We start from the raw sequence: 13,343 nt of genomic DNA, 5'->3' as shown, positions 1-13,343 counted from the left end.
GATAATCCCGCACACGCCTTTCGATTCACTTTCAGCGGGAACACCGATGCGCCTGTTGCTGGTCGAGGACCACGCCGAACTCGCCGAATGGGTGGCGCGCTCGCTTCGGCATGCCGGTTTCGTGCTGGATGTGCTCAATCGTGGCGACCATGCCGATCAGTCCTTGCGCACGGAACGCTACGACCTGGTGATCCTCGACCTGTCCCTGCCGGGGCTGGACGGCCTCGAAGTGCTGCGCCGCCTGCGCAACCGCGAGAGCGGCCCCGACAAGCCTGCTCCCACACCGGTGCTGGTGCTCACCGCGCGCGGCAGCACCGAGGAGCGGGTGCACGGGCTCAACCTCGGCGCCGACGATTATCTGCCCAAACCCTTCGAGCTCGCCGAACTCGAGGCACGCATCAAGGCGCTGCTGCGCCGCGCCGGCAACCAGGTGCCGCTGGTGCGCCTGGGCCGGCTCGAGTTCGACACCACCACCCGCATGGCGGCGGTGGACGGACAGGCGCTGGCACTGACTCCGCGCGAGCTGGCCGTGCTGGAAGCGCTGCTCGCACGGGTCGGTCGCCCGGTCGCCCGCGAGGCCCTGTTCGAGAAGGTGTTCGAGTTCGATGCCGACGCACGCGTGGAGGCGATCGAGATCTACGTCTCGCGCCTGCGCAAGAAGCTCGAAGGCGCGGGCGTGGCGATCAACACGCTGCGCGGGCTCGGCTACCTGCTCGCCGAGAAGCCGGCAGCCTGACATGGACGGCACCTCCGGGTCCAGACCGGCAAACCCGGGCACGGACGATCGCGAGCACGGCGCGGCTGCCAGGGCGGTAGCTGCGCCCGGACACGGCGGCAGCCTGCGTCAGCGCGTGCTCGTCTGGCTGCTGCCGCCCCTGGCCGTGCTGCTGCTGATCAACGCCTTCTTCACCCATCGCAGCGCGCTCGACGCGGTGAACCAGGCCTACGACCGCACGCTCACCGCCTCGGTGCGCGCGATTGGCGAACGCACCCACTCGCTCGGCGGCCAGATCCAGGTGGACATCCCCTACGCCGCCTTCGAAGGCTTCGAGGCCGATGCCGCCGAGCGCATCTTCCATGCCGTGTTCGACCCTGCCGGCGGGCTGGTCACCGGTTATGCCGACCTGCGCCCACCGGAGCTGCCGGCAGACGACGGCGGCGTGCGCATCTTCGACCTGCCCTATGCCGGCGAGACGGTGCGCCTGGCGGCGATGCGCAAGCGTCTCTACGACCCCGCGCTGCGCGGCGGCGACGCGGTGCTGATCGTGTTCGCCGAGACCACCGGTGCACGCCGGGCGCTGGCACGCGACCTGTTCGTCGCCAGCCTGCAGCGCCAGTCGCTGCTGGTCGCGGTGGGGGCGATCCTGGTGCTGGCCGCGCTCGGCACCGCCTTCCGCCCCCTGCTGCGCGTGCGCGACCACATGCGCGCGCGCGACGAGGAGGATCTCACCCCGGTGCGCATGGAACGCGTGCCGAGCGAGATCGCGCCGCTGATCGACGCGATCAACCACCACATGGAACGCCTTTCGGCAATGCTCGCCGCGCGCCGGCGCTTCCTCGCCGACGCCGCCCACCAGATCCGCACCCCGCTCGCGGTGCTCACCACGCAGGCCGAATACGGGCTGCGTCAGACCGACCCCGAGGAGATGCTGGCGACCTTCGCCAGCCTGCTGCGCAGCACCCGCGCGGCGCGCCGGCTGGCCAACCAGATGCTGACCCTGTCGCGCGCCGAAGCGGTCAACGGCCTGATCGGCGAACGCGCCGCGCTCGACCTCGCCGGCCTGGTGAAGGAGGTGGCGATGGAACTCGCCCCGCTCGCGCTGAAGCGCGACATCGACCTCGCCTACGAGGGCATCGGACACGCCCTGACGATGCAGGGCAACGCCCCGATGCTGCGCGAGATGGTCTCCAACCTGATCGACAATGCCATCCGCTACAGCCCGCCCGGCTCGGCGGTGACCGTCGCCGTCGCCGCCTTCGGCGAGGACGCGGTGGTGAGCGTCTGCGACCAGGGACCCGGCATCCCCACCGCCGAGCGCGAGCGCGTGTTCCAGCGCTTCTACCGCATCCTCGGCCAGGGCGACAGCGAAGGCAGCGGGCTGGGGCTGGCGATCGTGCGCGAGATCGCGCTCGCCCACGGCGGACGGGTGACGCTGCGCGACGGTGCCGGCGGCCGCGGGCTGTGCGTGGAGGTCGAACTTCCGCTCGGCAGCACGCCAAGCGCCTGAACGTCGCTCTTCTCCTCGTCTCCGGATCGCGCTGAAAGCCGATCGAAAGGCGTCGGCGCTGCAATGCGCGCCACGCGCCCGATCCATCCGGCGCGCACATCCGAACGATCGAGGAGACTCCCATGCAACGCCTTTCCGCGCCGGCCCTGGTGGCCGCCGCCCTCGCCCTGCCATCGCTCGCGCTGGCCCAATCGAACGTCACCCTCTACGGCCTGATCGACCTCAACCTCGGCTACGAGAAATCCGGCTCGCAGCGCTACGAGGGCATCGGCCACGGCGAGCTCAACGGCTCGCGGCTCGGCTTCCGCGGCACGGAGGATCTCGGCAACGGCAACAAGGCCCTGTTCGTGCTCGAGAGCGGCTTCGACCCCTCGACCGGCGTGGCCGAGCAAGGCGGGCGGCTGTTCGGCCGCCAATCCTTCGTCGGCCTGGAAAACGGCCTCGGCCGCGTGACCCTGGGCCGCCAGTATTCCCCGGCCTTCGACGCGCTCGATCCCTTCGACGCCACGGGCAACGCCGACCGCAGCGCCGGCCTGCTGATCCGCAAGGCGGGCGCGGTCAAGCCCGCCTACGAGACGCGCTTCGACAACATGATCAAGGTCCGCTCGGCGAAACTCGCCGGCTTCGAGCTCGAGGGCGGCTACTGGTTCGGCAAGGAGAGCGGAACCGACTCGACCGCGCGCCAGGAGGGCGACGGCCATGGCATCGCGATGCTCTACGCCAACGGCGCGCTCGCCGGCTCCCTGGTCACGCAGACCGTGCAGCGCGACGCCAGCGGCGGCAAGGTGCGCACCGACGGCTTCGCCCTGTCCTACGACTTCGGCATCGTGAAGCCCTATTTCGCCTGGTCGCAGGACAAGGAGCGCGGCAGCGTGGGCAACGGCAAGGCGCGCAGCTGGGACCTCAGCGCGGAGATCCGCCTCGATCCGGCGAACACGGTGGCGATCAGCTACGCCGACCGCGACGAATCCGACGGCGCCGCGAGCGAGGACGCCAGCGGCTGGTCGGCCTACTACCTGCACGCGCTGTCCAAGCGCACCACGCTGTACGCCGGCTACTCGCAGCTCGACAACGAGGTCGGCGCCAACTACGCGATCGGCAACCTGACGCCGGCCGCCGGCGACAAGCACCAGGTGATGATGGCGGGCATGCGCCACCGCTTCTGATCCATCCGCCAGGGCGACGCTTTCACGCAGGGCAGGTGCACGCGGAAATCTTCCGCTGCACCTGCCTTTTGCGTCGACGCGCGGCCTTCTGCGCTACGGTGCACGGCGACCTCGACCGCAGCCGCCTTGCGCTGCGGCTGTCTCCGTTTCCTGTCTCCGCTTCCTGTCTCCATTCCCTTTCCCAATCAGCGAGCCCTGCCATGAACCCGCATGAGACCCCCTCCCAACCCCGCGGCGAACCCGCCATCCGCACCATCGCCATGCCGGCCGACGCCAACCCCGCCGGCGACATCTTCGGCGGCTGGCTGATGGCCCAGATGGACCTCGCCGCCGGCAACGTCGCCGCCCGCCGCGCCCGCAGCCGCTGCGCGACGGTCTCGGTGGACCGCATCACCTTCCTGCGCCCGGTGTATATCGGCGACGAGGTCAGCCTGTACGCCGACATCGTGCGCGTCGGACGCAGCTCGATGACCATCCAGGTCGAGGCCTGGCGCCGCTCGCGCGACGGCGAGGAACAGGTCAAGGTCACCGACGCGAGCTTCGTCTTCGTCGCCCTCGACCAGGGCGGCCGGCCGCGGGTGATCGACCCCGTGTCCGGCCCGCAGGCGGAGCACTGAGCGCGCACCCTCCGGCACAAAAAAAGAGCGCCCTTGGGGCGCTCTTCGAAAGGCGGCGGGCCGGGAGGGGCCCGCCGCGCTCGCGGATTCCGGTCATCGGAGGATGAATCCCGGAATCCCGGAAGGTGATCTTCGCGCTCAGGCGGTCACCGCCTTGCGCTGCTCCATCATGCGCATCAGGCGCGGGCCGAGCAGCATCGCCGCCGCCGCCACCCACAGGCCGATCGAGATCGGGCTGGCGAACAGCACGCCGACGTCGCCATCGCTGATCGACAGGGCGCGGCGCAGGTTCTGCTCCATCATGTCGCCGAGCACGAAGCCGAGGATGAAGGGCGCGATCGGGAAATTCATCACCCGCAGCAGGTAGCCGACGCCACCGATCAGGGTGCCGAGGATGAGGTCGAAGGTCGTGCCATGCACCGCATACACGCCCACCAGCGAGATCGCCGCCACGCCCGGCACCAGCAGCCAGTTGGGGATCGAGAGGAACTTCACGAACACGCGGATCAGCGGGATGTTGAGCACCAGCAGCATCACGTTGGCGATGAAGAGCGAGGCGATGAGGCCCCACACGATCACCGGCTGGTCCTGGAACAGGGTGGGCCCCGGCGTGATGTTGTACAGCGTGAGCGCGCCGATCATCACCGCGGTGGTGCCCGAGCCCGGCACGCCCAGGGTCAGCATCGGCACCAGCGAGCCGTTGGCCGAGGCGTTGTTGGCCGCCTCCGGCGCGGCCACGCCGCGGATGTCACCGTTGCCGAACTGGTGGTCCTTGCCCGCCATGCGGCGCTCCATCGCGTAGCACATCGCCGAGGCGATGGTGGCGCCGGCACCCGGCAGCACGCCGATGAAGAAGCCGGAGAAGGCCGAGCGCAGCATCGTCCACTTCGCCAGCATCAGCTCCTTCATGTTGAACAGGATGCGGCCGGTGATGGTGATCGGCTCGCTCGCGGTGTGCTCGTTCTGCAGCATCAGCATCAGCTCGCTGACCGCGAACAGGCCGATCACGATGACGATGAAGGGGATGCCGTCCTGCAGGTGCAGCATGTCGAAGGTGTAGCGATAGACGCCGCTGTTGGCGTCGATGCCCACGGTCGACAGCAGCAGGCCGATCAGGCAGGCGGTCATCGCCTTGGGCAGCGAGTCGCCGACCAGGCCGCCGAGGCAGGACAGCGCCAGCACCATCAGCGCGAAGTACTCCGCCGGGCCGAAGGCGATCGCCCACTCGGCGAGCAGCGGCGCGAAGGCTACGATGCCGATGGTGGCGAGCAGCGCGCCGGTGAAGGAAGCGAGCGCCGACATCGACAGCGCGGGGCCGGCGAGGCCCTTCTTCGCCATCGGGTAGCCGTCGAGCGTGGTCATCACCGCGCCGGCGTCGCCGGGCACGTTGATCAGGATGGCGGAGATCCGGCCGCCATACTCGCAACCCGCATACACCGCGCACAGCAGGATCAGCGCGGACTCGGGCGGCAGCTTCATCGCGAACGCGATCGGCAGCAGGATGGCGACGCCGTTGATCGGCCCCAGGCCGGGCAGCAGGCCGACCACGGTGCCGATGAAGCAGCCGATCAGCGCGATCATCAGGTTTTCCGGCGTGCCGGCGACGGCGAAGCCGTCCATCAGAAGCGACAAGGTTTCCATGGTTTACCCCAGGATGCCGTTCAGCCACAGCCCGGTGGGCAATGCGACGTCGAGCAGACGGTCGAAGAAGAAGAACATGCCCACGCCCAGACCGATGCCGCCGACGACGCCCTGTTTCCAGCTGCCGCCGAAGAAGCGCGCCACCGGGACGGTCATCAGCGCGGTCGCGATCGTGAAGCCGAGCTTGTCGAAGAGCAGGGCATAGGCGAGCACGATCAGGAACAGCAGGCCGATGCGCTTGAGCACCGGGGGCGGTGCCCACACCGTCTCGCTCGTCTTCTCCAGCATCAGCGCGATCGCGCACAGGCCGAGCAGGAACAGCACCAGCAGCGGGAAGGCGCGCGGCCCCACCGGCTCGTAGGACATCGGCGCCTGCAGGTCCCAGCCGATCCAGATGCCGGCCAGGCTCACCAGCAGCAGCACGCCGCCGAAGATTCTTTCACTCATGGTCGAACTCCCGTGTGCCGCCTGCTGCGGTGCCCCCTCGGGCGTCGCAGCAGGCGGGCAGGGTTTGCGGAGGAGGATTACTGCGCGGTGAGGCCGAGCTCGACGGCGAGCTTCCTGAAGCGCTGCACTTCCTGCTTCACGTACTCGGTCGCCGCCGCGCCGGTGCGGGCGAAGGGGAACAGGCCGCGCTCGGCGCGCAGCTTGTCGAACTCCGGCGAGGCCAGCATCTTGTCGAAGGTCGCCACCCACCAGGCGTAGTCCGCATCGGCGACCTTGGGACCGACGTAGTAGCCGCGGGCGATGGTCCAGTCGACCTTGTAGCCCTGCTCGATCGCGGTCGGGATCGCCGCCAGCTCGCCCGGCAGGCGCTCGGGAGCGAGCACCGCGAGCACGCGCACGCGGCCGCCCTTCAGGTGCGCCGCCACCTCGGAGGCGTCGCCCGAGTAAACCTGCACATGGCCGCCCATCAGCGCGGTCATCGCCTCGCCACCGCCCTCGAAGGCGACGTAGCGCATCGACTTGGGATCCACGCCCGCCTCGCGCGCCACCAGGGCCGACTTCATCCAGTCCTGGCTGCCGACCGAACCGCCCGCGCCGTACACCACCTTGCCCGGGTTGGCGCGGGTGGCCTCGATCAGGTCCTTGAGGCTCTGGAAGGGCGAGTCCGCGCGCACGATGATCGCGCCGTAGTCGGCACCCACCGCGGCGACCCACTTCACGTCATCCTCGGTGTACTTGCCGAACTTGCCGATCGCCAGGTTCAGGAAGGAGCCGCCGGAGAAGGCCACCACCGTGCCGGCCTCGGCCGGGCGGTTGGCGATCACGGTGTTGTAGGCCACCGCGCCGATGCCGCCGGGCATGTAGGTGACGCGCATCGGCGCCTCGAGGTAGCCGTTCTGCAGCGCGCTCTGCACGAGCTTGCAGGTGAGGTCGAAGCCGCCGCCGGGCTTGGCGGGCGCGATGCATTCGGGCTTCTCGGGGGCGGCGTGGACGACACCGGCGGCGAGCGTGGCAAGCACCGCGGTGGCGGCGGCGAACAGGGTCTTCTTGAGCAGCATGGCGATCTCCTCCATATCGGAATATGTTCGCTGCGCGGCGGACACGTGCCGCCTCGCAGGGTGAGGCGGACGATACGGAGGAGGGCTTTCGAATGCCTTTCAGTGAAACCGCTCGGCAGAAGTGCCGGGCAAGCAGGATCACATCAGCCCGACACCACGCAGGAGCGAGACGCCGACGCTGGTGGTGAAGAGCGAGCCGAGCGTGGTCAGCGCGATGATGTTGGCGGCCAGCGTGGCGTTGCCGCCCATCGCCCGCACCATCGAATAGCTCGCCGCCGCCGAAGGCGAGGACGCCATCAGCATCAGCACGCCGAGTTCCATGGCGCGGAATCCCGCCGCCCATGCGCCGAGCGTGAACACGAGCGGCATCGCCACCAGCTTGCCGAAGGTGGCCAGCGCGGTGTTGCCGGCTTCGCTGCGCAGGCTGCGGAAATCCAGCGTCGCGCCGGTGCACAGCAGCGCGAGCGGCAGCGTCATGTCGGCGATGTAGGCGGCCGACTTCATCGCCACCGCCGGCAGCGGGAGGGCGAAGGCCGACACCGGCAGCGCGAGCAGGATGCCGAGGATCAGCGGATTGGTGGCGATGCCGCGCAGGACCTTGCCCGGGCCCTGGCTGCTGTGCCGCGAACGGCTGAGCGTGATCACGCCGAGGATGTTCACCAGGATGGTGAGCACGCCGACGTAGAGCGAGGCCATCGCCAGCCCCGCCTCGCCGTAGGCGTTGCCGCAGTAGGCCAGGCCGACCACGCCGAAATTGGAGCGGAAGGCGCCCTGCACCACCACGCCGCGGTCGCGCTCGGGCTGCACGACGAAGCTCGCCACCCACTCCATCAGCAGCCAGATCGCCACCGTCGCCGCCAGGCCATACACCAGCATGCCGGCGCTCGCCGAGTCCTCCAGGCGCGTGCGCGCGATGTTGACGAAGAGCATGGTCGGCAGGCCGACCACGAACACCAGCCGCGAGCCCGCCGCGATGAAGCCCTCGGTGATCAGCCCGACCCGACGCAGCAGCACGCCGAGGCCGAGCAGCGTGAAGATCGGCCCGGTGACCCCGAGGGAGAAGTCGAGCAGTTCGAGGAATACGGACATCAGGGCCGCAACACGAAGAGCAGCACAGACAGCGTGCCCACCGACACCAGGGTCGACAGGAACACCGCCGAGGCCACGGTGGACTGGCAGGCGCCGTAGCGCTGCGCGAACAGATAGGGCGTGATGCCCGCCGGCAGCGCCGCCAGCAGCACGCCGGTGGCCACCCACAGCGGCGGCACGGCGAACACCTGGGTGGCGAGCAGCCACACGATCGCCGGATGCACCACCGCCTTCAGCGCCACCAGCAGCGCCGGCTCGCGCAGGTTGCCGCCCAGGCTGTAGCGCGTCAGCGAGGCGCCGAGCGCGAACAGCGCGCACGGCGTCGCCGCGCTGCCCAGGCCCTTCGCGACGGCGTCGAGCGGACCGGGGATGTCGATGCCGAGCAGCGCGAACGCCAGCCCGCAGGACAGGCCCCAGATGATCGGCGTGCCGAGCACGCTCTTCGTGAGCTTGAGCAACATCGGCCCCAGCCCCTCGCGCGCGCCCTGCGCGGCCTCGATCAGCGCGGTGGTGGGCGGCAGCATCAGCAGGCTGTGGCAGGCGATCATCACGAACAGCGGCAGCGCCGCCGGCGGGCCGTAAGCGGTCATCACCAGCGGAATGCCGAGCATCCCGGTGTTGGAGAAGCCCGCCCCCAGCCCGAGCACCGCCTGCTCGCCGAGCCGGCGCCCGAACAGCACCCGCCCGCCCAGCATCGCCAGCGCATACACCCCGAAGGCGCCGATGTAGTAGGACAGCAGATAGCCCCAGGGCATCGCGTCGGGCAGCTCGGCCTGCGCGATCGCGCGGAACAGCATCAAGGGCAGCGCGAAGTTGAACACGAACACGGACAGCCCGCGGTTGGCCGCCTCGTCGAACACGCCGGAGCGCGCCGCGACGTAGCCGAGGCCAAGCGTGCCGAAGACCGGCAGGATGATGCCGAAGATGATGTCCATACAGGCCTTCGTGCGGGGCGCGCGACGGACGCGCTGGAAGGATCGGGCGGCTCTCGGGAGCCACATGCGAACCCGCATGATGCCCGCACACCGTGGCACCGTGCAGTCGTAGCAACACGGATGAGGGCGTTCGCCCGCCTGCACCGCCCCGGCCTGCGTCCGGCCTCGAGTGGAGACTACCGGATCAGCGTCGCGCCAGCCCGATGCGCAGCACCGCCGCCACGTTGCGCGCGGTCAGTTCGACGTTGGCCGCGGCATCGTGCAAGGCCTCGTCCAGCGTGCAGGGCTTGCCCAGCACGCTGAACACCGCGTCGATGCCGTGCGCGTGCACCACGCCGACGTCCGCGCCGAGCGAGCCGGCGATGCCGATCACCGGAATGCCGTGGCGCTTGGCGACGCGGGCAACGCCGATCGGGGTCTTGCCATGCACGGTCTGGAAGTCGATGCGGCCCTCGCCGGTGATCACCAGGTCGGCGTCGCGCACGTGGGCGTCCAGCCCCACGGCGGCGGTGACGATCTCGATGCCCGGTTTCAGCGCGGCGCCGAAGAAGGCCAGCATCGCCGCGCCCATGCCGCCGGCCGCACCGGCGCCCGCTACCGCCTCGACCGCGACGCCGAGGTCGCGCTCGACGATGCGGGCGAAGCGGGCGAGATTGGCATCGAGCGCCTGCACCATCTCGACGCTCGCACCCTTCTGCGGGCCGAACACCGCCGAGGCGCCGCGTGGCCCGGTGAGCGGGTTGTCCACATCGCAGGCGACCTCGATGCGGCATTGCGCCAGGCGCGGATCGAGCGCGGAGACGTCGATGCGCTCGAGGGCGGCGAGCGCACCGCCGCCGGGGCCGAGCTCGCCGCCCTGCGCGTCGAGCAGGCGGGCGCCGAGCGCCTGCACCATGCCGGCGCCGCCGTCGTTGGTGGCGCTGCCGCCGATGCCGAGAATGAAGCGGCGCGCACCGGCGTCGAGCGCGGCACGGATCAGCTCGCCGGTGCCGCGCGAGCTGGTGACGAGCGGGTTGCGCCGGTCCGGCGGCACCAGCGCCAGGCCGCTGGCGGCCGCCATCTCGATCACCGCGGTCGCGCCGTCGCCGGTGAGGCCGTAGAAGGCCTCGACGGGCTCGCCAAGCGGACCACTCACCGTGACGATCTCCTTGCGGCCACCGGTGGCGGCGACCATGGCGTCGACCGTGCCCTCGCCGCCGTCGGCCACCGGCACCAGCACGTACTCCGCGACGGGGAAGACCTGGCGGAAGCCGGCCGCGATCGCCTGCGCGACCTCCAGCGCGGACAGGCTCTCCTTGTAGGAATCGGGGGCGATGACGATCTTCTTCATGGGCAGGGTCTCCGGTCGCTGCGGGTCGAATGCCCGCTGCAGAGGAGCTTAGTCCCTGGGAGCCGACAATCAATCGTCGGATATCACAAAAAAATAAACTTTAATTGACAGTTTATTGTGGAATTTCCCTGTTTTCCGCGACATCCAGTTCGAGGCCGATGAACAGCAGCAGGCAGTCGTTCAGACGGGCGAGATCCAGCCCGGTGATCTCGCCGATGCGGCGCAGGCGGTACTCGAGGGTGTTGCGGTGCACGTGGAGCGCGCCGGCACTCGGCGCCGCCTTCATGTCGTGCGCGAACCACGCCGCCAGCGTGCAGCGCAACTGGCCGTCGCGGTCTTGCTGCGCGAGGCGCCGCAACGGGCGACGCAGCTCGTCGGCCCGCCAGCCCTCGCCCAGGCCTGCGAGCAGCACCGGCAGGGTGAGTTCGTCGTAGCAGTGGATCGCCGCCTGCGGGCGATGGCGTCGCCCGGCCTGCAGCGTGGCGCGCGCGGACTGCCAGGAACGAGCCAGGCCATCGTCGCCACCGAAACGGCCACCGAGGGCAAGACATGGCTGCCCGCTGCCCTCGCCACCCAGGCGTCCATGCAGGGCCTGGAGGCGGCTCCGCAGATCGGATTCCGCCGCCGGCAAGGGCATCAGCACGGCAAGCTCGCGCAACGTCACCGGCGCGCAGGCAAGGCCGGGCTCCTGCTCGGCGAGCAGCCGGCGCAGGCGCTGCTGCGCGGCGAGGACGGCATCGGCCGCCAGCGATGCGTCGGCGATCTCGATCAGCAAGGCGACGCAGGGTCGGGCGAGATCGACGCCGAGCCGGCTTGCCCAGTCGTCCAGCCCGGCGCCCGGCGGGGAGACGCCGATCAACTGCAGCACCAGCTCCTCGCGCAGGCGCTGGTCGCGCGCGAGCATCTGCATCCACTGCGCCTGCTCGAGCATGGTCTCGGCCGCGAGACGGACCAGCTCGGCCTGCTGGCGGACCGCGTCGGGTTCGCCGCTCAGGCCCACCACGCCCACCACCCGGCCTTCCGCGCGCAGGGGCAGGTTGATGCCCGGCCGGGTGTCGTGCAGGCGCTGCGCGACCGCCGCGTCCACCTCCACCGCCCGCCCCTGCGCCAGCACCAGCAGCGCACCCTCGTGGCGGCTGCCGATGCGCGCGCGATCGCCGCTGGCGATGATCAGGCCGCGCTCGTCCATCACATTGACGTTGGTGCGCAGGATCTGCATCGCGCGATCGACGATGGACTGGGCGAGCGAGGCATCGAGCAGGAACATGGCGGTGCACCGGTGGCGGATTGGACATACACCGGCCACATGCTGCCGCGCGGCGTGCTGCGGAACAAGCGCGGCACCGATGGCGTCCGACGACGTAGGAACGGAGTTTTCCGTCTGCCCGCCCGTGGAGGCCGAACATGACCCGCAGCGAAACCGACAGCCTCGGCCCGATCGATGTCCCTGCCGAAGCCTATTGGGGTGCTCAGACCCAGCGCTCGCTGCACCACTTCGCCATCGGCGAGGAGCGCATGCCGATCGCCATCGTGCATGCGCTCGCGCTGATCAAGAAGGCGGCGGCGCGCGTGCATGCCCGCAGCGGCGAACTGCCCGCAGAAATCGCCCGCCTGATCGAACAGGCGGCCGACGAGATCCTCGCCGGACGCCACGATGCGCAGTTTCCGCTCGTGGTGTGGCAGACCGGCAGCGGCACGCAGACCAACATGAACGTCAACGAGGTCGTCGCCGGGCGCGCCAACGAACTCGCCGGGCAGGGCCGCGGCGGCAAGGCACCGGTGCATCCGAACGACCACGTCAATCGCGCGCAGAGCTCGAACGACTGTTTCCCGACCGCGATGCACATCGCCGCCGCGCGCGCGGTGCACGACGAGCTGCTGCCCGCGATCACCGAGCTGTCGAACGGGCTGGCCATCCAGGCCGAACGCCATGCCGGGGTGCTCAAGACCGGACGCACGCACCTCATGGACGCCACGCCGATCACCTTCGGCCAGGAACTGTCGGCCTTCGTCGCCCAGTTGAACACCGCCGCGCATGCCATCCGCGCCGCGCTGCCCGCGGTGTGCGAGCTCGCCCAGGGCGGCACTGCGGTAGGCACCGGCTTGAACGCACCACCGGGTTTCGGCGTGGAAATCACCGCCGAACTGGCGGCGCTGACCGGCCTGCCCCTGGTCAGTGCGCCCGACAAGTTCGCCGCGCTCGCCGGCCACGAACCGCTGGTGGCCTTGTCGGGCGCGCTGAAGACGCTCGCGGTGGCGCTGATGAAGCTCGCCAACGACCTGCGCCTGCTCGGCTCGGGCCCGCGCGCCGGCCTCGCCGAGCTGAAGCTGCCGGCCAACGAGCCGGGCAGCTCGATCATGCCCGGCAAGGTCAACCCGACGCAGTGCGAGGCCTTGTCGATGATCGCCTGCCAGGTGCTCGGCAACGATGCCACGATCGCCTTCGCCGCCAGCCAGGGACATCTGCAGCTCAACGTGTTCAAGCCGGTCATCGCCTACAACCTGCTGCAGTCGATCCGCCTGCTCGCCGACGGTTGCCGCAACTTCCAGCGCCATTGCGTGGCCGGCCTGGAGGCGGACCGCGCGCGCATGTCCGAGCACCTCGAGCGCAGCCTGATGCTGGTCACCGCGCTCAACCCGCACATCGGCTACGACAAGGCCGCGCAGATCGCCAAGAAGGCCTGGGCGGAAGGCACCACGCTGCGTACCGCGGCGCTTGCGCTAGGCTTCACCAGCGCGGAGGAGTTCGATGCCTGGGTGCGCCCGCAGGACATGCTCGGCAGGTGAGACCTGCATCCGGATGTGATCGACGCGACCGCCCCGCAGGCCTGC

The 13,343-nt window shown here is 70.1% G+C and carries 12 protein-coding genes; 5 read left to right on the top strand and 7 right to left on the bottom strand.

The window, feature by feature from the left end:
• Positions 1 to 46: 46 nt before the first annotated feature.
• From TMZ1T_RS00740 to TMZ1T_RS00725, 4 genes are all read left to right on the top strand, one after another.
• Complete coding sequence (locus TMZ1T_RS00740; protein ID WP_012584279.1) at positions 47 to 736, top strand: response regulator; 690 nt, start codon at positions 47 to 49, stop codon at positions 734 to 736.
• A 1-nt stretch (position 737) separates the two neighbouring features.
• A complete protein-coding gene (locus TMZ1T_RS00735) occupies positions 738 to 2,228 on the top strand; it encodes a sensor histidine kinase (RefSeq protein WP_012584278.1) in 1,491 nt (496 codons plus the stop codon).
• 122 nt (positions 2,229 to 2,350) lie between these two features.
• Complete coding sequence (locus tag TMZ1T_RS00730; protein ID WP_012584277.1) at positions 2,351 to 3,394, top strand: porin; 1,044 nt, start codon at positions 2,351 to 2,353, stop codon at positions 3,392 to 3,394.
• Positions 3,395 to 3,594: 200 nt separating this feature from the next.
• Positions 3,595 to 4,011, top strand: coding sequence for an acyl-CoA thioesterase (locus TMZ1T_RS00725; protein WP_004316083.1), 417 nt, complete (start codon positions 3,595 to 3,597; stop codon positions 4,009 to 4,011).
• Positions 4,012 to 4,149: 138 nt separating this feature from the next.
• Here TMZ1T_RS00725 and TMZ1T_RS00720 read toward each other — a convergent pair whose 3' ends face one another.
• From TMZ1T_RS00720 to TMZ1T_RS00690, 7 genes are all read right to left on the bottom strand, one after another.
• A complete protein-coding gene (locus tag TMZ1T_RS00720) occupies positions 4,150 to 5,652 on the bottom strand; it encodes a tripartite tricarboxylate transporter permease (RefSeq protein ID WP_012584276.1) in 1,503 nt (500 codons plus the stop codon).
• A 3-nt stretch (positions 5,653 to 5,655) separates the two neighbouring features.
• Positions 5,656 to 6,099 carry a tripartite tricarboxylate transporter TctB family protein gene (locus TMZ1T_RS00715; RefSeq protein WP_004316079.1) on the bottom strand — a complete coding sequence of 148 codons (444 nt, stop codon included), beginning with the start codon at positions 6,097 to 6,099 and terminating at the stop codon, positions 5,656 to 5,658.
• A gap of 77 nt (positions 6,100 to 6,176) precedes the next feature.
• Complete coding sequence (locus TMZ1T_RS00710) at positions 6,177 to 7,157, bottom strand: Bug family tripartite tricarboxylate transporter substrate binding protein (RefSeq protein WP_012584275.1); 981 nt, start codon at positions 7,155 to 7,157, stop codon at positions 6,177 to 6,179.
• Between the two features lie 138 nt (positions 7,158 to 7,295).
• Positions 7,296 to 8,246 (bottom strand): AEC family transporter, encoded by a 951-nt coding sequence (locus TMZ1T_RS00705; protein WP_012584274.1) that lies wholly within the window; start codon positions 8,244 to 8,246, stop codon positions 7,296 to 7,298.
• Entirely contained in the window at positions 8,246 to 9,181 is a 936-nt protein-coding gene (locus TMZ1T_RS00700) for an AEC family transporter (protein WP_004316073.1), read from the bottom strand. The genes TMZ1T_RS00705 and TMZ1T_RS00700 overlap by 1 nt, the downstream gene beginning before the upstream one ends.
• 184 nt (positions 9,182 to 9,365) lie before the next feature.
• Positions 9,366 to 10,511 carry a glycerate kinase gene (locus TMZ1T_RS00695; RefSeq protein ID WP_012584273.1) on the bottom strand — a complete coding sequence of 382 codons (1,146 nt, stop codon included), beginning with the start codon at positions 10,509 to 10,511 and terminating at the stop codon, positions 9,366 to 9,368.
• 112 nt (positions 10,512 to 10,623) lie between these two features.
• Positions 10,624 to 11,778: a sugar diacid recognition domain-containing protein gene (locus tag TMZ1T_RS00690; protein WP_012584272.1), complete on the bottom strand. Its 1,155-nt coding sequence runs from the start codon at positions 11,776 to 11,778 to the stop codon at positions 10,624 to 10,626.
• Between the two features lie 137 nt (positions 11,779 to 11,915).
• On the opposite strand from TMZ1T_RS00690, the gene TMZ1T_RS00685 reads away from it, so the two are divergent.
• A complete protein-coding gene (locus TMZ1T_RS00685; RefSeq protein ID WP_012584271.1) occupies positions 11,916 to 13,298 on the top strand; it encodes a class II fumarate hydratase in 1,383 nt (460 codons plus the stop codon).
• Positions 13,299 to 13,343: the final 45 nt, after the last annotated feature.

The organism is Thauera aminoaromatica (assembly GCF_000021765.1).
Lineage (GTDB): Bacteria > Pseudomonadota > Gammaproteobacteria > Burkholderiales > Rhodocyclaceae > Thauera > Thauera aminoaromatica.
The sequence above is the reverse complement of the archived record's forward strand: the minus strand, read 5'-3'. Positions and strand labels throughout refer to the sequence as shown.

Excerpts from the sequence above, each read along its gene's own strand:
- TMZ1T_RS00740 (WP_012584279.1), top strand. The coding sequence starts at position 47 with ATGCGCCTGTTGCTGGTCGAGGACCACGCCGAACTCGCCGAATGGGTG.
- TMZ1T_RS00735 (WP_012584278.1), top strand. The coding sequence starts at position 738 with ATGGACGGCACCTCCGGGTCCAGACCGGCAAACCCGGGCACGGACGAT.
- TMZ1T_RS00730 (WP_012584277.1), top strand. The coding sequence starts at position 2,351 with ATGCAACGCCTTTCCGCGCCGGCCCTGGTGGCCGCCGCCCTCGCCCTG.
- TMZ1T_RS00725 (WP_004316083.1), top strand. The coding sequence starts at position 3,595 with ATGAACCCGCATGAGACCCCCTCCCAACCCCGCGGCGAACCCGCCATC.
- TMZ1T_RS00720 (WP_012584276.1), bottom strand. The coding sequence starts at position 5,652 with ATGGAAACCTTGTCGCTTCTGATGGACGGCTTCGCCGTCGCCGGCACG.
- TMZ1T_RS00715 (WP_004316079.1), bottom strand. The coding sequence starts at position 6,099 with ATGAGTGAAAGAATCTTCGGCGGCGTGCTGCTGCTGGTGAGCCTGGCC.
- TMZ1T_RS00710 (WP_012584275.1), bottom strand. The coding sequence starts at position 7,157 with ATGCTGCTCAAGAAGACCCTGTTCGCCGCCGCCACCGCGGTGCTTGCC.
- TMZ1T_RS00705 (WP_012584274.1), bottom strand. The coding sequence starts at position 8,246 with ATGTCCGTATTCCTCGAACTGCTCGACTTCTCCCTCGGGGTCACCGGG.
- TMZ1T_RS00700 (WP_004316073.1), bottom strand. The coding sequence starts at position 9,181 with ATGGACATCATCTTCGGCATCATCCTGCCGGTCTTCGGCACGCTTGGC.
- TMZ1T_RS00695 (WP_012584273.1), bottom strand. The coding sequence starts at position 10,511 with ATGAAGAAGATCGTCATCGCCCCCGATTCCTACAAGGAGAGCCTGTCC.
- TMZ1T_RS00690 (WP_012584272.1), bottom strand. The coding sequence starts at position 11,778 with ATGTTCCTGCTCGATGCCTCGCTCGCCCAGTCCATCGTCGATCGCGCG.
- TMZ1T_RS00685 (WP_012584271.1), top strand. The coding sequence starts at position 11,916 with ATGACCCGCAGCGAAACCGACAGCCTCGGCCCGATCGATGTCCCTGCC.